Source organism: Micromonospora sp. B006, assembly GCF_003408515.1.
Taxonomy (GTDB): domain Bacteria; phylum Actinomycetota; class Actinomycetes; order Mycobacteriales; family Micromonosporaceae; genus Micromonospora; species Micromonospora echinospora_A.
The window spans coordinates 2,785,294-2,803,014 of sequence record NZ_CP030865.1; the positions used below are offsets into that span (position 1 = coordinate 2,785,294).

General features: G+C 75.3%; 16 protein-coding genes. 2 read left to right on the forward strand and 14 right to left on the reverse strand.

The window, feature by feature from the left end:
* Positions 1 to 42: 42 nt before the first annotated feature.
* From MicB006_RS13310 to MicB006_RS13360, 11 genes are all read right to left on the reverse strand, one after another.
* The gene (locus MicB006_RS13310; RefSeq protein ID WP_116506409.1) at positions 43 to 315 is read right to left on the reverse strand and encodes a hypothetical protein; all 273 of its coding nucleotides are present in this window, start codon (positions 313 to 315) and stop codon (positions 43 to 45) included.
* 95 nt (positions 316 to 410) lie between these two features.
* Positions 411 to 1,466, reverse strand: coding sequence for an ABC transporter ATP-binding protein (locus MicB006_RS13315; protein WP_116506411.1), 1,056 nt, complete (start codon positions 1,464 to 1,466; stop codon positions 411 to 413).
* On the reverse strand, positions 1,463 to 2,260 hold the full coding sequence (locus MicB006_RS13320; protein WP_116506413.1) for an ABC transporter permease: 798 nt from the start codon (positions 2,258 to 2,260) through the stop codon (positions 1,463 to 1,465). Before MicB006_RS13320 ends, MicB006_RS13315 begins: the two co-directional genes overlap by 4 nt.
* Complete coding sequence (gene modA, locus MicB006_RS13325; protein ID WP_116506414.1) at positions 2,257 to 3,039, reverse strand: molybdate ABC transporter substrate-binding protein; 783 nt, start codon at positions 3,037 to 3,039, stop codon at positions 2,257 to 2,259. The genes MicB006_RS13320 and modA overlap by 4 nt, the downstream gene beginning before the upstream one ends.
* Complete coding sequence (locus MicB006_RS13330) at positions 3,036 to 3,434, reverse strand: molybdopterin-binding protein (RefSeq protein WP_116506416.1); 399 nt, start codon at positions 3,432 to 3,434, stop codon at positions 3,036 to 3,038. Before MicB006_RS13330 ends, modA begins: the two co-directional genes overlap by 4 nt.
* A gap of 94 nt (positions 3,435 to 3,528) precedes the next feature.
* Complete coding sequence (locus tag MicB006_RS13335) at positions 3,529 to 5,586, reverse strand: heavy metal translocating P-type ATPase (RefSeq protein WP_116506418.1); 2,058 nt, start codon at positions 5,584 to 5,586, stop codon at positions 3,529 to 3,531.
* A 55-nt stretch (positions 5,587 to 5,641) separates the two neighbouring features.
* Positions 5,642 to 6,025, reverse strand: coding sequence for a DUF1622 domain-containing protein (locus tag MicB006_RS13340; RefSeq protein ID WP_013286772.1), 384 nt, complete (start codon positions 6,023 to 6,025; stop codon positions 5,642 to 5,644).
* A gap of 93 nt (positions 6,026 to 6,118) precedes the next feature.
* Positions 6,119 to 6,784: a TcmI family type II polyketide cyclase gene (locus tag MicB006_RS13345; protein ID WP_073828298.1), complete on the reverse strand. Its 666-nt coding sequence runs from the start codon at positions 6,782 to 6,784 to the stop codon at positions 6,119 to 6,121.
* A 52-nt stretch (positions 6,785 to 6,836) separates the two neighbouring features.
* Positions 6,837 to 8,063 carry a cytochrome P450 gene (locus tag MicB006_RS13350; protein ID WP_116506420.1) on the reverse strand — a complete coding sequence of 409 codons (1,227 nt, stop codon included), beginning with the start codon at positions 8,061 to 8,063 and terminating at the stop codon, positions 6,837 to 6,839.
* The gene (locus tag MicB006_RS13355; protein ID WP_225980727.1) at positions 8,060 to 8,353 is read right to left on the reverse strand and encodes a putative quinol monooxygenase; all 294 of its coding nucleotides are present in this window, start codon (positions 8,351 to 8,353) and stop codon (positions 8,060 to 8,062) included. Before MicB006_RS13355 ends, MicB006_RS13350 begins: the two co-directional genes overlap by 4 nt.
* Positions 8,354 to 8,376: 23 nt before the next feature.
* On the reverse strand, positions 8,377 to 10,656 hold the full coding sequence (locus MicB006_RS13360) for an FAD-dependent oxidoreductase (RefSeq protein WP_116506424.1): 2,280 nt from the start codon (positions 10,654 to 10,656) through the stop codon (positions 8,377 to 8,379).
* Positions 10,657 to 10,837: 181 nt separating this feature from the next.
* Here MicB006_RS13360 and MicB006_RS13365 point away from each other — a divergent pair, with 181 nt between their 5' ends.
* Complete coding sequence (locus MicB006_RS13365) at positions 10,838 to 11,596, forward strand: class I SAM-dependent methyltransferase (protein WP_116506425.1); 759 nt, start codon at positions 10,838 to 10,840, stop codon at positions 11,594 to 11,596.
* A gap of 54 nt (positions 11,597 to 11,650) precedes the next feature.
* Here the strand turns inward: MicB006_RS13365 and MicB006_RS13370 are convergent, their stop codons facing one another.
* A complete protein-coding gene (locus MicB006_RS13370; RefSeq protein WP_116506427.1) occupies positions 11,651 to 14,365 on the reverse strand; it encodes a LuxR family transcriptional regulator in 2,715 nt (904 codons plus the stop codon).
* Between the two features lie 93 nt (positions 14,366 to 14,458).
* The gene (locus MicB006_RS13375; protein WP_073828641.1) at positions 14,459 to 15,349 is read right to left on the reverse strand and encodes an alpha/beta hydrolase; all 891 of its coding nucleotides are present in this window, start codon (positions 15,347 to 15,349) and stop codon (positions 14,459 to 14,461) included.
* A 137-nt stretch (positions 15,350 to 15,486) separates the two neighbouring features.
* Between MicB006_RS13375 and MicB006_RS13380 the strand changes: the two genes are divergently transcribed.
* Complete coding sequence (locus tag MicB006_RS13380) at positions 15,487 to 16,794, forward strand: aminotransferase class V-fold PLP-dependent enzyme (RefSeq protein WP_116506429.1); 1,308 nt, start codon at positions 15,487 to 15,489, stop codon at positions 16,792 to 16,794.
* A gap of 13 nt (positions 16,795 to 16,807) precedes the next feature.
* On the opposite strand, the gene MicB006_RS13385 is transcribed toward MicB006_RS13380, so the two are convergent.
* Positions 16,808 to 17,689 carry a DUF1963 domain-containing protein gene (locus tag MicB006_RS13385; RefSeq protein ID WP_225980728.1) on the reverse strand — a complete coding sequence of 294 codons (882 nt, stop codon included), beginning with the start codon at positions 17,687 to 17,689 and terminating at the stop codon, positions 16,808 to 16,810.
* Between the last annotated feature and the right edge of the window lie 32 nt (positions 17,690 to 17,721).

The window sequence follows — 17,721 nt, forward strand, 5'->3', positions numbered from 1 at the left end:
GGAAGCGGGACGTCAACGGTTCGAACCGCCCGCGACGTGATCTCAGGCGGCGCGCCGCCGCTCCTCCGTACGCCAGGTCGCGGGCTCGTCGTGCTCGGCTTCGAGGTCCCCGGCCAGGCGCATGGCGCGGTGGGCGGCGGTCAGCGCGTCGCACGGCGCGGGCCGTCCGTCGCACAGCAGGCTCTCGCACCGGCCCGAGTCGTCCGGCTGGTGCGCGGCGGCCACGTCGTAGGCGGCACGCCACAGCAACGGGTCGGTGACGCCCCGTGGCAGGGCGGCGTCCTGACTGGACCTGATCCGCATCGTGTCGGGCACCGTGTTCCCCTTTGCGTCGTCGCTACCGTCCCAGTGACCGGTAGAGCGCACGTCAAACCTCTCACCTGCGCACATGTCCTGACCAGCGGTGTTCGTCACGCCGGATAGGCGCGCGTCTCGGCTGCCTTGACCGCCGCCCAGACCGGTCGGCCGGGGGTGAGCCCGAGGTGGGCCGCGGCGGCGGGCGTGACGTCGGCGGCCACCTCCACCGGCCCGGCGAGCTGCACGCGCAGGTTGTCACCGTGTCGTTGCACTCCGGTCACCGTGGCCGCCCACACGTTGCGCGGGCTGCCCTCGGGCCGGGACGGATGCAGCGCGACAGCGGCCGGCGGGTACGCGACGAACGCGTCACCGTGGACGGTGTCAGCGGTGGTGAGCGTCAGCTCACCGACGGTGACGGTGTGGCCGTCGGCGCGTCCACGGTGCAGGTTGAGCCCGACCAGCCGGGCCACGTAGTCGGTGCGTGGCCGCGCCGTGACGGTGGCCGCGTCGCCCTCCTGCACCACCCGGCCGTGCTCCACGATGACCAGCCGGTCGGCGAGCACCAGCGCGTCGAGGGGGTCGTGGGTGACGAGCAGTGTCGCGCCGGGGTGCGCGCCGAGGTGACGCTGGAGTTCGGCGCGGGTGTCCAGCCGGGTCCGCGCGTCGAGCGCGGCCAGGGGCTCGTCGAGCAGCAGCAGGGCCGGGTCGACGGCGAGCGCGCGGGCCAGCGCGACCCGCTGCGCCTGCCCGCCGGAGAGCTGCCGGGGCCGGCGCCCGGCCTGGTCGCCGAGGCCGACCCGGTCCAGCCACGCCTGGGCGCGGGCGCGGGCGGCGCGCTTGTCGGCGCCCCGGCGGCGCGGCCCGAACGCCACGTTGTCCAGCGCGCTGAGGTGCGGGAACAGCAGGTAGTCCTGGAACACGACGCCGACCGGCCGCCGTTCCGGCGGCGTCCACACCCGGCGGTCGGGCCGGTCCAGGTCGGCGCCGTCGAGCGTGAGGTGCCCGGCGGTGAGCGGGTGCAGCCCGGCGAGCACCCGCAGCGCGGTGGTCTTGCCGGCGCCGTTGGGGCCGAGCAGCGCCACCACCTCACCGGCGGCGATGCGCAGCCGCACGTCCAGGGCGAACCCGTCCCGCTCGGCCACCAGGTGCGCGTCGAGCAGCGCGGTCATGTGCTGCCGACCCAGCGGTCGCGCATCGCGGCGAGGATGACCACGGAGACGGTGAGCAGGATCAGGCTGAGCACGATCGCCGCCTGCAGGTCGGTCTCCAGCGCGAGGTAGACCGCCAGCGGCATGGTCTGCGTACGGCCGGGATAGTTGCCGGCGAACGTGATGGTGGCACCGAACTCGCCGAGCGCGCGCGCCCAGCAGAGCACCGCCCCGGCCGCCACGCCCGGGGCGACGAGCGGCAGCGTGACCCGGGTGAAGGTGGTGAACCGCCCGGCGCCGAGCGTGGCGGCGGCCTCCTCGTACCGGGGGTCGGCGCCGCGCAGCGCGCCCTCGACGGCGATGACCAGGAACGGCATGGCCACGAACGCCTCGGCCAGCACCACCCCGGCGGTGGTGAACGGCAACGTCACCCCGAACGTCTCGTCCAGCCAGGAGCCGATCAGCCCGCGCCGGCCGAAGACCAGCAGCAGCGCGACGCCGCCGACCACCGGCGGCAGCACCAGCGGCACCGTGACCAGCGCCCGGACGAGCCGCCGGCCAGGGAACTCGACGCGGGCCAGCAGCCACGCCAGGGGTACGCCGAGCGCCACGCAGAGCAGCGTGGCGATGGTGGCGGTCTCCAGCGACAGCCGCAGCGCGGTGAGCACGCCCGGTTCGGTCAGCCGCCGGGGCAGTGTGGTCCAGGGCGTCCGGAGCAGCAGGCCGGCCAGCGGCAGGACGAGGAAGGCCAGCCCGAGCCCGGCGGGCACGAGCAGGGCGATCGGCACCCGTTGCCGGCGTACGGTGCGGCTCATCTGCCCGACGGGGCCTGGAACCCGGCGGCGGTGAGCACGGCGAGCCCGGCGTCGGAGCGGACGAAGTCGACGAAGGCGCGGGCGCCGGCCGGGTTGGCGGCGCCGCGCAGCACCACGATCGGCGAGTCGTTCACCGCGCGCCCCGACTCGGGGAACTCGACCGCGTCGAGCCCGGGCGCGGCGCGTACGTCGGTGCGGTAGACGAGCGCGGCGTCGACCTCGCCGAGGCGCAGCTTGGCCAGCGCGCCCTTGACGTCCCGTTCGAGCGTGGCGGGGGTGAGCCGCACGCCTGCGGCGTCCAGCGCGGTGCGCGCGGCGGCGCCGCAGGGCACCTGCTCGGCGCAGAGCGCCACCTTGACGCCGGGGCGGGCGAGGTCGGGCAGGCCGCCGACCCGGGCCGGGTTACCAGGGGGCACGGCGACGACGAGCTGGTTGCGGACCAGCACCGTCGGCTCGCCGGCCGCGTCACCGGCGTCGGTGACCGTCTTCATGGTGGCCGGGGAGGCGGCGGCGAACACGTCGGCGGGCGCGCCCTGGGTGATCTGGGTGGCCAGGCCGGAGCTGCCGCCGAAGTTGAACCTGACGGTACGGCCCGGGTGGGCGGCCTCGTAGTCCTTGCCGAGCTTCGTGAACGACTCGGTGAGCGAGGCGGCGGCGAACACTGTCACCGGGCCGGCGCCGTCGGGCCCGGCCGGTTCGTCCGCGCCGCCGCAGCCGGTCAGGCCGAGCGCCGCCACCAGCGCGGCGGCCAGGGCGGCGCGGATCCACCGTACGGTCACGGGCCGGTCCTTCCCCTGGGAGTGGCTCGCTCGACCACGACGGTGGTCGACTTGATCACGGCGACGGCGACGGAGCCGACCTGGAGGTCGAGGTTGTCGACGGCCTCGCGGCTCATCAGCGACACCACCCGGAACGGCCCGGCCTGGATGTCCACCTGGGCCATCACGGTGTCCTTGACGACGGCGGTGACGATGCCGCGCAGCCGGTTGCGGGCCGAGGACAGCTCGGGGTGGCCGGGGGCGCGGACGAACGCGGCCAGGTCGGCGCCGTCGAGCACGCGGTGGCCGTGCTCGTCGCGGGTGGCCGGCAGTCTGCCGGCGTCGATCCAGCGGCGGACCGTGTCCGCGCTGACCCCGAGCAGTTCGGCGGCCTCGCCGATCCGGAACTCCGTCACCGGCTCACCTTAGCGGTGCGCAGGTGCGAGCAGGAAGGGGCGTATCCGCTCGCACCTGCGAGCCGACCGGCGGGGCAGGGCCGGGAAATGCGGATCAGTCAGCCGGCGCGATCCGTACCCGGCGCAGCAGTTGGGCGTTGAGCGCCACCACGATGGTCGAGGCGGACATCAGCACCGCGCCCAGCGCCGGGCTGAGCGCGATCCCGGCCCAGGCCAGCACACCTGCGGCGAGCGGGATCGCGACCACGTTGTAGCCGGCCGCCCAGGCCAGGTTCTGCCGCATCTTCCGGTACGAGGCGCGGGACAGCCGGATCACGCCGCCCACGCCGCGCGGGTCGGAGCCGGCCAGCACCACCCCGGCGGACTCGATCGCCACGTCGGTGCCCGCGCCGATGGCCAGCCCGACGTCGGCGCGCGCAAGCGCCGGGGCGTCGTTCACGCCGTCGCCGACCATCGCCACTGTGAGCCCTCGATCGCGCAACTCGGCCACCGCCTTGTCCTTGTCGGCGGGAAGCACCTCGGCGAAGACCTCGTCGACGCCGGGCCGGAACCCGAGGTCGGCGGCGACCGCCTCGGCGACCGGGCGGGCGTCCCCGGTGATCATCACGATCTTGCGTACGCCGAGATCGCGCAGCTCGGCCACGGCGGCCCGCGCCTCCGGGCGGACCTGGTCCTCCATCGCGAACGCGGCGGTCACCTCCGGCGGGCCGCCCTCGGGCAGCCGGACCAGGTGCAGCACAGCGGCGCCCCGGCCCGACCACTCCTGCGCGGCCCGGGCCAGGTCGTCCGGCACCGGGGCGTCGAGCTCGCGCAGCAGCGCCGGCCCGCCGACCGCCCAGTCCACGCCGTCCACGGTGGCCCGCACGCCACGGCCGGCCAGCGCCCGGAAGCCGCGCGCGACCGGACGCGCGCCACGGGAGTCGGCGGCGGACACGAGCGCCCGGGCCAGCGGGTGCTCGCTGTCGGCCTCCACCGCGCCGGCCAGGGCCAGGGCGGCGTTCTCGTCCAGCCCGTCGGTGGCGGCCACGCCGGTCACCGTGTGCCGGCCGGTGGTGAGCGTGCCGGTCTTGTCGAACAGGACGGTGTCGACGGTACGCATCCGCTCCAGCGCGAGCCGGTCCTTGACCAGGATGCCGGCGCGGGCCGACAGCGCGGTCGACAGCGCCACCACCAGCGGGATGGCCAGGCCGAGCGCGTGCGGGCAGGCGATCACCAGCACGGTGACAGTCCGTACCACCGCCTGGTCGGGGTCGCCGAGCAGCGCCCAGACCGCGAACGTGGCAAGGCCGGCGAACGCCGCCAGGTAGAACAGCAACGCGGCGAACCGGTCGGCGAGCACCTGCGCGCGCCCGCCGGAGGCCTGCGCCTGCGCCACCAGCCGCCCGATGCCGGCCAGCGCGGTGTCCGCGCCGACCGCCTCGACGCGTACCCGGAGGGTGGAGTCGGTGGCGACGGTGCCGGCGACCACCCGGTCCCCGGCGGCGCGGGCCACCGGGCGCGACTCCCCCGTGATCATCGACTCGTCCAGCTCGGCGGCGCCCTCGACGATCCGGCCGTCGGCCGGCACCCGCCCGCCGGGGCGCACCAGCACCAGGTCGCCCACCCGCAGCTCGCCGACCGGCACCGGATGCGGCCGCCCGGCGTCGTCCAGGCGCTCGGCGTCGTCGGGCAGCAGCGCTGCGAGCGCACCGAGCGCACCGCGCGCCTGCCCGACCGCCCGCATCTCCTGCCAGTGGCCGAGCAGCATGATGGTGACCAGCGCGGCCAGCTCCCACCAGAAGTCCAGGTCGAACAGGCCGAGGCTGGTGGCGGCCGAGGCGAGGTACGCGACCACGATCGCCATCGAGATCAGCAGCATCATCCCGGGGGCACGTTCGCGCAGCTCACGCAGGCCGCCGGTGAGGAACGGCCAGCCGCCGTAGAGGAAGACCACGGTGCCGAGCACCGGGCCGACCCAGCGCACGCCCGGAAAGCCCAGGGAGTAGCCGAACCAGTCCATCACCATGTGACTGGTGACGACGATCGGCACGGTGAGCGCCAGGCTCAGCCAGAACCGGCGGCGGAACTGCTCCGGGTCGTGCCCGGCGTGCGCGCCGTGGCCGCCGCCATGACCGCCGCCGTGGTCGCCGTGGTGACCGGGTGAGTGCTCCATCGGGCGTCACCTCCGCCGACCACCATACCCCCTGGGGGTAATAGGCGGCGGGCGATCAGCGCTGCGGCCGGGCGCCCACGCTCGGCCGGTCCGCCGGAGGGCGGCCCTGCCAGGGCCACCGGCCGTCCAGCTCCACCTCCAGCGAGAAGCTGAGGAACGTGCGGACCAGCACGATCAGCGCCAGCACGCCGACGCTGGTGAACGTGGGCGACACCGCGACGGTCCGGATGATGTCGCCGCCGACCAGGAACTCCAGGCCGAGCAGGATGGCCCGGCCCACCCCCTGCCGGTACGCGCGGTAGTGCGCCACCACCTGCCGGGTCCGGGCGCAGCGCACCGCGAACACCGCCGTGGCGACCGCGACGCCGACCGCGATCACCAGCACCCCGGCCAGGTCCAGCAGCGCCCCGACGTGCTGGACGATCTCCTTCGTCGGCACCCGGCACCCCCGCACCAGCCTCGCGTACGGCCGGTGGCGGGGGCGGCGTTTCCGCGCTCCCGCCACCCGGAGGGCGGGAGCGCGGAGGCGTGCTCAGTCCTGCGCCTGCCAGCGGTAGAAGACGGTGGCGACCGAGTCCTGCGGACCCTGCCACCGGTCCGGCCGGTACGGCTCGATGTACGGGCCGAGGTCCTGCATCACCTTGCCGAAGGCGGGCTTGTCGCCGTGCTGGTCCCGGGTGGCCTCGGCCGCCGACGACTCCTGTTCGAGCAGGTGCACGTAGACGTCGTCGATCGAGTAGAGCCAGCGCCCGGTGACCCCGAGGTCGGTCGGGAGCGACCCGGCGTCGGACTCGGTGAAGACCCGCGCCACGTCCGGCTCGGCGCCGGGCTTGATCCGCCCGACGATGACGGTGAGCGTGGTGTCGGCGGGCGGCTCGCCCTCGGGCGCCCAGTGGTAGAACTCCTTGGCCACCGAGTCCGACGGGTTCTTCCAGTAGCGCGGGTACGGGGTGACGTACGGGCCGATCTCCTCGGCGATCTTCTGGAACGCGGGCAGGCCACGGGTCTGCCCGGAGATCCGCGGGTCCTGCTCCCGCTCGATCACGTGGAGGTAGAGGTCGTGGTGCGACAGCAGGTACCGGCCGATGACGCCCAGATCCTGCGGCCGGGTGGCCTGGTCGTAGTGGCCGAAGACGTCGCCGACGATCTGCTCGCTGCCGGGGACCATGTGACAGACGATCACGTTGCGGAAGACCATGACTGCTCCTTGATGATTGCGACGGGGGCGGCGGCGCGAGGCGGCGGCGCCGTCAGGCGGTGAAGGTGACAGGCAGTTCCAGCAGGCCGCGGAACGGCGAGGCGGCGGGGAGCCGGCGCACCTCGGCGAGCGGCACGCCCAGGCGCAGTCCGGGCAGCCGGCGCAGCAGCGCGCCGAGCGCGAGCTCGGCCTCCATCCGGGCCAGCGAGACGCCCAGGCAGTAGTGGACGCCGTGACCGAACCCGAGGTGCGGGCCCCGGACCCGGCGCAGGTCCAGCCGGTCCGGGTCGGCGAAGTGCGCCGGGTCGTGGTTGGCCGCGTTGATCGCGACGCCGACGATCGCGCCGCGCGGGATGCGTACGCCCTGGTAGTCGACGTCCTCGGTGGCGATGCGCGGGCTGGCCACGGGCAGCGGCCCGTCGAACCGGAGCAGCTCCTCGATGGCGGCGGGCAGCAGGCGGGGCGTGGCACGCAGCAGTTCCATCTGTTCGGGATGCGTCAGCAGGGCCAGCACGGCGTTGCCGAGGAAGTCGGCGGTGGTCTGGTGCCCGGCGAACAGCAGCAGGAACGTGGTGGTGACCAGTTCCGCCTCGGACAGCGTCCCGTCCTGGTCGACGGCCTTGATCAGTGCGCCGATGATGTCGTCGGCCGGGTCGTCGCGCTTGGCGCGGACCAGCCCGGCCAGGTACTGGTGCAGGCGCAGCTGGGCCTCCTGCACCGCCGCCCGCTCCTGCGCCGGCGGCCGGCTGGTGGAGCCGGAGGTGCGGATGACCTGGGTCCAGTCGAGCACCCGGTCGTGGTCGGCCGGCGGCACGCCGAGCAGTTCACAGATGACTGTCATCGGCAGCGGGATGGCGAAGTCGTGCATCAGGTCCGCCTCGCCGTGCGGCGCCATCTTGTCGATGAGCTGGTCGACGATGGTGGCCACCCGAGGGCGCAGCGCCTCGATCCGCCGGGGCGCGAACGCCTGCGACACCACGCGGCGCAGCCGGGTGTGCTCCGGCGGGTCGGAGTTGAGCATGTTGCGGTTCAGGCCCTCGGAGTTCGGGCCGAAGATCTTCAGGTAGTGCTGCTCCGGGCCGTACAGGTCCTTGGACAGGCGCGGGTCGGTCAACGCGGTGCGGGCGTCGTCGAAGCGGGTGATCAGCCAGGAGTCGAAGCGCGGCGAGCCGACCGGGCAGACCGGCCGCTCGGCGCGCAGCCGCGCCAGCGCGGGGTACGGGTCGGCCGCGAACGCGTCGGTGTACAGCTCGCTCGCCGGCATCACGTCGTCGCTCATCGCCCCTCCCCCGGCTCGCCGGCCACGCTGTGCAGCACCTGGTAGGTGTGCCGGTCGGCGGACTCGCGCAGCTCCCGGATCACGCGCAGCAGCCGGTCGCGGTGCGTGCTGCGGCCGAACGCGTCCAGCCGCTCCCGGTCGGCCCAGTCGCTGATGACCAGGTAGCTGCGCGGGTCGTCGGCGTCGCGGACCAGGTCCTGGTGCAGGCAGCCGTCCAGCGTGCGGATCTCCTCGGCGGCGCTGAGCCACTCGGCCTCGAAGCGCTCCTCGCAGCCCTCCCGGGTCCGCATCGCCAGCACGGTCCGGACCCGTCTCACCGTGCGCCCCCGAACACCAGGTGCAGGTGCTTGCGCAGCGCGTCCGGGTCGACCGGCGCGCCCCGGAACCCGATGTGCCCGTCCGGGCGGATCAGGTACAGGCCGGTGCCGGTCAGGCCGTATCCGGCGCGGAACCGGCGCCCGGCGTCGCGCACCACCGGCGGGTCGAGCAGGCGCGGCTCGTCGGCGTCCGGGTCGAGCAGCAGGTACGCGTCGAGTTCCCCGCCGGCCAGCCGGCGCGCGTCGGCGCACAGCCCGGTGAACGCGGCCAGCTGCGCCGCGTCGGCCGTGCCGTCGGCGTAGAGCAGCAGCGTGTGCCGGGTGCCCCGGGTCAGGTCGCGCAGCCGCAGCGGGTGGCCGACGCCGCGCCGGAGCAGCCCGTCGACGTCCGGCGCGCGGTCGCCGGGGCGGGGCGCGTCACCGAGCGCGGCCGGGTCGGCGACGGTCTCCCCGACCAGCGGGCTGCTCGCGTAACTGAGCAGCATGGACATCTCCTGGAGGAACTGCCGTTCCAGGTCGGCGCGGTCGACCTCCTCGGTGCCGGCCATCCGTACCGCCCGGCCGACGATCTCCTCGCCCTCCGGCCGCCGCTCGGTCTCGTAGCTGTCCAGCAGCCCGGGCGCGGCGAGCCCGCGTACCGCCAGCGCGAGTTTCCAGGCCAGGTTCCAGGCGTCCTGGATGCCGGTGTTCATGCCCTGGCCCCCGGCTGGCGGGTGCAGGTGGGCGGCGTCCCCGGCGACGAAGATCCGGCCGTCGCGGTAGCGGTCGACGATGCCGTGGCTGATCCGGAACACCGACGACCAGCGCAGGTTGCTCGCCCGGGTGCCGGGTGGCGCGAGGCGGTCCAGCGCGGCCTGCACGTCGGAGATGGTCGGCTCGTCGAGTTCCTCGCTGAACCCGGGCGGTGCGTCGCGCCCGCCGGTCTGCGCGAAGAACCGGGGCGGGGCCAGGGTGGCGATGCGGTAGCGGTGCTCGCCGCGCAGCGGTACGCAGACGAGCATCCCGTCCATCTGCCCGTCGGTCACGTGCAGGAACCGCAGCAGGTGCCCGTCCGGCATGTCCCAGTCGACGTCGACGTCCACCAGCATGAACAGCTGCGGGAACCGGCCCAGCCCGCCGGTGAAGGTGAGCCCGAGCCGCTCCCGGACCCGGCTGTGCGCGCCGTCGGCGCCGACGACGTACCGGGCGCGTACCGTCTCGGTGCCGCCGTCGGCGGTGCGGACGGTGGCGGTCACGCCGTCGGCGTCCTGGGTGAGGTCGACAAGTTCGGCGCCGCGCCGCGGGCGCACCCCGAGGGTGGCCAGCCGGTCGGTGAGGATGCGCTCGGTCTCGTACTGCGGCAGGCCGAGGTGCGCGTACGGCAGGCCGGGCAGCTCCCAGCTCATCCGGTGGGTCTGCGCCCCGTTGACGAAGACCATGTTGCCGGTGAGCCAGATGCCGGCGTCCATGGCCTCCCGGACGACGCCCTGCTCCTCCCAGATCTCCATGGTGCGGCAGTGCACGCCGATCGCCTTGTCGGCGTGGCCGGGCGGGGTGGCCTGCTTGTCGATCACCAGGCAGTCGATGCCCCGCCGGGCCAGTTCGACGGCGGCGGTCAGCCCGGTGGGCCCCGCCCCGACGACGAGTACGTCTGTTGTCCTGTGCACGTCGGCCTCCCAGCCCGTGGTGGGGTGACGGCGGCCGTCCGCGTCGGGCACGACGTGGAACAGGCGGCGCCGGATGTCGAGTAGGAACGGGGCGATCGGCCCGGCCTGCGCGGAGGCGTGGGCCGGGTCGCGGATCCAGGCGAGGAACGGAGCGGCTCCGTCCCACTCGGCGAAGATGTGGTGGATGTCCGAGCCGGGTTCGCGCAGCAGTTGCTCGCGGCGGTAGCCGGGTATCGCGCTCATCCGCCGTACCACCTCGGGGTAGCCCCTGTGGAACTCGGCGAGCCGGTCGCGCGGCACGGTCAGCTCGACGTCCACGTAGACCGGACCCTCGCCGTGTCCGGTCTCGCGCAGCGGCGGATAGCTCGGCCCGTCCACCGGTTCGGTGAGCGGCTGGAGCAGGCCGGCCAGGCGGGCCGCCACGGGCCCGCGCCGGTACGCGCGCAGCGCCGCCTCGTCGGCCCATTCGGTGACGACGACGAAGCCGCGCGGGTCCAGGGCGTCGCGGAGCAGCTCGTGCCGGAGGTTGCCGGCCAGCGCGCCGAGCTGTCCGGCGACGGTCTCGAAGGCGGGCCCGACGGCGGGTTCGCACCCCGGACGCGCGCGCAGCCGGAGCATCGTCCTGATCATGCAGCCCCCTCGAACGTGCCGTCGTCGTGCCGCGACCCTGCCGCAGCCCGCGTCACCCGGTCGTCACCGTCGCCCGGTCGCACGTCCGGCCCCGGTGACGCCGCCGGGACGCTCCCCGCTTATTGCAAAAGTCTGGCAACAAGCCTCGACAGACGTTCCACCGGTAACTATCGTGAGCGGCATGACTCCTTACGGCTTGGACGTGCGCGCCTGGCAGGAGAGCTGGGACCGGCAGCAGGAGGCATTCATGCCGGACCGGGAGCACCGCTTCGCCGCGATGCTCGACGCCGTCGAGGCGGTCGCGGACGACCGGCCGCCGCGCGTGCTCGACCTGGCCGGCGGCACCGGCTCGATCAGCCTGCGGACGCTGGCCCGCCGGCCCGACGCCGAGGTGACGGTGCTCGACCTCGACCCGGTGCTGCTCACCCTCGCCGAGGCGGCGCTGGCCGGGCGGGCCACAGTGGTGACCGCCGACCTCAACAGCTCCGGCTGGGCCGCCGCGCTGCCGCACCGCGACTACGACGCCGTGCTCACCGCCACCGCCCTGCACTGGGTGGACGGCCCGCGCCTGGCGCAGCTCTACCGCGAGATCCGCGACGTGCTGCGTCCCGGCGGCGTGTTCGTCAACGCCGACCACATGCCCGACGACGCGATGCCGACGCTCACCGAGCGGCTCGGCGCACGGTCGCGGGCGCGCCGGGACGCCCGGTACCGGGCCGGCGCGGCGCTGTCCTGGCCGGACTGGTGGGCGCAGGCGGCAGACGACCCGGTGCTCGGCCCGCTGGTGGAGAAGCGGCGGCAGATCTATCCGACCGGGCACAGCCCGGAGTGGAGCCCGCCCGCCGCGTGGCACCTGGACGCGCTGCGCGCGGCCGGCTTCGCCGAGGCCGGCGTGCTCTGGCGGGGCGGCGGGGACGCCGCGGTGGCCGCGCTGCGCTGAGCCCGGCGGTGCGCCCTGCCCGGGGCGGCGGCCGACGCCCGGCGGACGGTCAGGTCAGGCCAGCAGGCGGGCCAGCTCGGTGCGGGAGCGCACGCCCAGCCGGTGGAAGACGTTGCGCAGGTGGTGATCGACGGTCCGGGTGGACAGGGACATCCGGGTGGCGATCTCCCGGTTGGTCGCCCCCTGCGCGACCAACCGGGCCATGTGCAGCTGCTGCCCGGTCAGCAACTGCTCCGGGCCGCCCGGCACCGGGCCGACCGACTCCCCCGCCGCGCGCAGCTCCTCGCCCGCCCGGTCGGCCCAGACGGTCGCGCCGAGCAGCGTGAACGTCTCCCGCGCCCGGTGCAGGTGGGCCCGGGCGTCGCGCGGGCGGCGCCGGCGGCGCAGCTCGCGGCCGAACAGCAGCTCGGTGCGGGCGCGCTCGAACCGGTCGGTGTCGGCCGGGTGCAACCGCAGCGCCGTGTGGAACTCCCGTTCGGCCTCCGGGCCGCCCCGGGGCGCGAGCAGCGCGCGGCAGCGAGCCGCCAGGGCCCGCCGCGCCGGGCTCGCCGTGCTGCTGGCCCAGTGGTCGAACACGGCGAGCGCGGCGGCCGGGCGCCCGCCGTCGTGGGCTGCGGCCTCCACCAGGTACGGCGTGGCCATCACCTGGACCAGCACCTGCCCCCGGCCGGTGCCGGTACGGGCCAGCGTGGACAGCCGGGCGACCGCGTCGGCGTACCGGCCGTCGATGAGGTCCAGCACGCCGAGCGCCCACCTGGCGTACGCGTCCGACCGGCTCCCGGGCGCGGCCCCGTCGCCGATCTCGGCGATCCGGGCCAGCGCGCCGGCCCGGTCGGCGCGTACCGCGGCCAGCACCGCGAGGATGCCGAGGTGTACCTGGGCGCAGGCGTGCTGGCCGGTGGCGCGGGCGGCGCGCACGCCCTCGCGGGCGGTCTCCGCCGCGGCCTCGTGCCGGCCCAGCCAGTACTCGGCGACGGCCCGCAGCTCCAGCGACCGGGGCAGCAGGGACAGCTCGCCGCGCGTGCGGGCCTCCTCGACCGCCCGGCCGGCGAGCCGGTGCGCGGGGCCGTCGACCGCCACCAGCAACGCCGCCGCGGCGGCGCAGACCAGCGCGCCCGGAGTGAGCGCGGGCCCGGACAGTCGGCCGCCGAGGACGACGACCCGGCGGAGCGCCGGACCGCCACGGGCGTGGTCGCCGCGCAGGGTCGCCCCGACGCCCACCGCGAAGGTGGCCAGCAGGTCCAGGTCGGGCGGGTCGCCGGGCCGCCGCAGCGCCTCGGCGCGGCGCGCCACCTCGGCGTAGCGGAACTGATCACCGGTGACGCAGATCGCCTCGCCGGCGCGGACCAGCGCGAGCAGGGCGGAGCGGCGGTCGGCCGGCGCGACCGCGTCGGCGGCGGCCAGCAGCGTGGCGACCGCGTCGGCCGGCGCGTCGCACCGTAGCTGCATCTCGCCCCGTACCAGTTCGGCCGGGCCGTGCGCCGGTCCGCCGGTCAGGCGCCGCAGCAGCCCCCGGGCCTGGTCCGGGTCGCCGGCGGTCCAGGCGCAGCGGGCCGCCGCCACGGTCAGCTCGGCCGCCCGCCCGGGATCGGCGGTCAGCTCGGCGGCGCGGCGCAGCGCGGCGGCTGCGGCGGCGCGGTCGGACGCCCCGTCCACGGCCACCGCCAGTTCGGCGGCGAGCACGTCGGCCGGGCAGTCGGGGGCGGTGGCGTGGCGCAGCGCGCGGCCCAGCGGACCGCCGGCGAGCGTGCCGGCCAGCAGCAGGTGCGCCGCGCGCAGGTCGGCCAGCGGCGCGACGGCGGTGATCATCGTGCGGGCGAGCGGGTGCGGGAACGTCACCCCGCCGGGCCCGGTCCGCAGCAGCCCGGCCGCCTCGGCCGGGGCGAGCGCCTCCACCGTCAGACCGGCGGACCAGGCGGCGCGCACCAGCGTGCCCGGGTCGTCGCCGTGGTCGAGCGCGGCGAGCAGCACCATCCGCCGGGTCGGCGCCGGCAGCCGGTCGAGGCGGGCCCGGTACGCGGCGGCGAGCCCGCCGTCCACCGGCGGCGTGCCGGGCAACGGCGCCTCGCCGCGCCACTGGGCCGGGGTGAGCGCGCCGGCCAGGTCGGTCAGCGCCGCCGGGCTGCCGCCGCTCAGCTCAGCCAGCGCGGCGGCCACCGGCGCGGGTGGCCGGTGGCCGCGGTCGGCGAGCATCGCGTGGCACTCGTCGGCGTCCAGCGGGCGCAGCCGGTGCGCCGGCACCCCGTCGACAGTGGCCGGGGCGGTAGCGGTCAGCAGCACCGCCACCGGCAGCCGGCGCAGCCGGCGCGCCACCACGGCGAGCGTCCAGGCGCTCTGCCGGTCGCCGATGTCGAGGTCGTCCACCGTGCACAGCAGCGGCCGGTCACCGGCCACGGCGGCGAGCAGGGAGCGGACCGCCGCGGCGAGGGCCAGCCGCTGGTCGGCCGGGCAGCCGTCGCCGCCGAGCACGCGGCGCAGCAGCCGCCGCTGCCGCACCGGCAACGCGGTGTCCGCGTCCAGCACCGGGTCGAGCAGGCGGTGCAGCCCGGCGTAGGGCAGCGTCGCCTCGTCGGCCAGGCCGGCGCCGGTGAGCACCGTGCGTCCCGTGGCCCACCGGCGGGCGTACGTCAGCAGGGCGCTGCGCCCGGCGCCGGGCGGCCCGTGGAACAGCAGCGCGCCGCCGGAGTCCCGGTCGAGGAGCCGGCGGATCGCGTCGCACTCGTCGTCCCGGCCACGGAGGTCTATATGCACTGTCGATGCAGAAAGCATGCGTGCAGTGTCACAGATGGGCAACCCGTCGGAAAAGAGGCAGACATGCTGCCGGGGTGGTCGTCGCGACGACCACCCCGGCAGCGGACGGGCTCAGGCGCTGGGGCAGGTGTTGCGGTACTCCTGGATCGCCGAGCCGCTCGGGCCGGGGCAGATGAACTGCTCGTAGCGGGTGTCGTCGTCGACGAACCGCTTCAGCCAGGCCACCATCTGCTTCGCCGTCGGCGTGTTCGTCGTCTGCGGGAAGAAGTGGCTCGCGCCGTCCAGCTCCAGGTACGCCTTCTCCGACGACGCCGGGATGCTGTTGTAGAACGGGATCGAGTGGGTCGCCACCGGCGCGACGCTGTCGGTCTCGCCGCCGATGATGAGCGTCGGCACCCGTACCTCGGACCAGGTCTTGTCCAGGTTCCACGGCGCGAGCGGGACGGCGGCCTGCAACGACGGCCGGGCCGCCGCGGCCTCCAGGCTGCCGCCGCCACCCATCGAGTGCCCGGCCACGGCGAGCCGGGAGGAGTCGATGCGGCCCCGCACGGAGCTGCGCTCGGTCAGGTAGTCCAGCGCGGCCAGTAGCTGGCGGCCCCGGCTGTCCGGCTGGTCCAGCCGGGTGTTGGTCTCGATGCCGATCACCACGAAGCCGTGCGAGGCGATCCGCGGTCCGAGCCAGCTCAGGCTGGACCACGAGGCGGTGTAGCCGGGCGAGATGGCGACCGCGCCGAAGGTGCCCTCGGCGGTGCTGGTCGGGTAGTAGATGACGCCGCCGCCGAAGCCGGTCACGCTCAGCGAGGAGACGTTTATCGACGAGGTGGCGAACGGGCCGCGGCTGGCCTCCAGGATGGCGCTCGTGGGCGCCGGGCCGCGCTCGTAGGGGCTGGCCGCGTTCGCCGCGGCCGGGACGGCGAGGGCGCCGCCCGTGGCGAGCAGCGCCGCCACGGCGAACCGGGCCAGGGCACGGATGGGGGTACGGGAACGGATGGTGGTGGGCACGTCGGTCACTCCTTGCGCCGGAATTACATCGACATGCGTCAGCATCGATGCCTTCGGCGCGGCGCGCATCGGTGAAATCACCGGTCCCCCCGGACGGTGGTGACCCGGTCGTGACATGCACGGCGGACGATGACCTCATGCACCTGACCCGACGGCACCTGCTCGGCGCGACCGCGGCGGCCGGTGTCACCGGCCTGGCCACCGGCTGCGAGCCGGACCGTCCGGCGGCGCAGGACGGTGCGGCGGACGACCCGCCCGCCCTGGATCCGGGCAGCTGGGACAGCGTCCGCGCCCAGTTCGCGCTGGACCGCTCCCGGGCGCACCTGGCCACCTTCGTGTTCGCGCCGCACCCCGCCCCGGTACGCGCCGCCGTGGCCACCCACCGCGACGGCCTGGACCGGGACGCCTCGGGTTACCTGCTCGCAAACGAGGAACGGCTGGACCGCGCGGTGCTCGACGCGGCCGCCGGGCACCTCGGCACGAAGCCGGACCAGATCGCGCTCACCGACTCCACCACCATGGGCCTCGGCCTCGTCTACAGCGCGATCCGGCTGCGGCCGGGCGACGAGGTGCTGACCACCGAGCACGACTTCTACGCCACGCACGAGTCGCTGCGGCTGCGCGCCGACCGTGACGGCGTGACGGTGCGCCGGGCCCGCCTCTACCAGGACGCCGCCACCGCCGGCGTGGACGAGATGGCGGCCGGTCTCGCCGGGGCGCTCACCCCGCGCACCCGCGTGGTGGCGCTGACCTGGGTGCACTCCAGCACCGGTGTGAAGCTGCCGGTACGCCGCCTGGCCGAGCTGGTACGCGAACGCAGCCCGGAGGCGCTGCTCTGCCTCGACGCGGTGCACGGCTTCGGCGCCGACGCGTCCACACCGGAGCAGCTCGGCTGCGACGTGCTGATCTCCGGCTGCCACAAGTGGCTGCTCGGGCCGCGCGGCACCGGCCTGGTCTGGGCCACCGAGCGGGCGTGGGCCCGGATGACCCCGGTGATCCCCACCTTCGACGGACGCAGCATCGGGAGCTGGCTCGCCGGCGGCGGCGGGCAGCCCGCGCCACCGGGGCCGGCCCACACGCCCGGCGGCTACCACAGCTTCGAGCACCGCTGGGCGCTCGCCGACGCGTTCGGTTTCCACAGCCGGATCGGTCCGGCCCGGGTCGCCGAACGCACCCGGGAGCTGGCCGACCGGCTCAAGGAGGGTCTCGCGGGCATCCGGGGCGTACGGCTGGTCACCCCGCGCGCCGCCGACCTGTCCGCCGGTGTGGTCTGCTGCGAGGTGCCGGGCGTGCCGGTGGGCGAGGCGGTGGGCCGGCTCCGGTCGGCCGGCGTGGTCGCCAGCAGCACCCCCTACCGGCCGTCCTATCTGCGCTTCGGCGCGACCATCGCCAACGGCGAGCAGGACGTGGAGGCGGTGCTGCGGGCGGTCCGCACGCTGGTGTGAGCCGGCCCGGCTGTCACTCGGTGAACTCGCAGAATGACAGCACCCTGTCGAACCGCCGGGCGGCGAGGTCGTCGTGGCGGATCAGGAACCGCGCGTTGACGTACTCCTCGTCCGGTACGCCGAACTGGGCCAACGGCACCCATTCGCGCATCACCCGCTGCCGTTCCTCGTACAGGGCCACCATCTGCTCCGCGCGGGGCAGGGACCTCGCCTGCCGCTGCCGCTCCTTGTCCATCATGATCGCCTCTGGCGGGTCCTGCGCCGAGATGGTGTAGCCGCCGACGAAGACGTCTTCCGGCAGCGACCACTGGCGCTCCGGCCAGAGCTGCTCGAGCAGCGCGCTCATCTCCTTGCGGTGCGGCATGTCGCGCAGGAGCTGGATCTGGGTGGCGCTCAGCCAGTTCTCCGAGCGGTCGAGCCAGTCCGGCAGTTCCGCCTGGAGACCGGCGTACATCTCGTGCTCGGGGGCGAGGAACGGTTCCAGATCGGTTCCGGTCGGTACGACGTACTCACCGTCCATCGTCTCGGCGCCGGCCGGGACGTACACGACCCGCGCGAACTCCTGCTCGGCCTCGATGCCGCAGGCGTCCAGTGCGCTCTCCTGGTCGAGGAAGAACAGCAGCGTGCCGTCGGCCGGCAGGGCGAGGTCGGGAACCCGGGGCAGCGCCGCGCAGTCGAGCCGGAGCAGGAACGGCAACGGGAAACCCTCCGAGCATGTGGGCCACGGCATGCCCGCCGGCAGCCGCGGCCGCCCGCCCCGCCGCCCGGCGTGCACGCCGTCCTCGCGCGGGCAGGCGTGGAGCTGGAACCGGATCAGCTCCGCGAAGCGGGCCACCTCGTCCTCGGGCACGCCCTGCTCGATCGCCGCCCGCCGGAATTGATCTCTCTCGTTCATGATCGTGGAGGGTAGCCTCGCCGTCCGACATG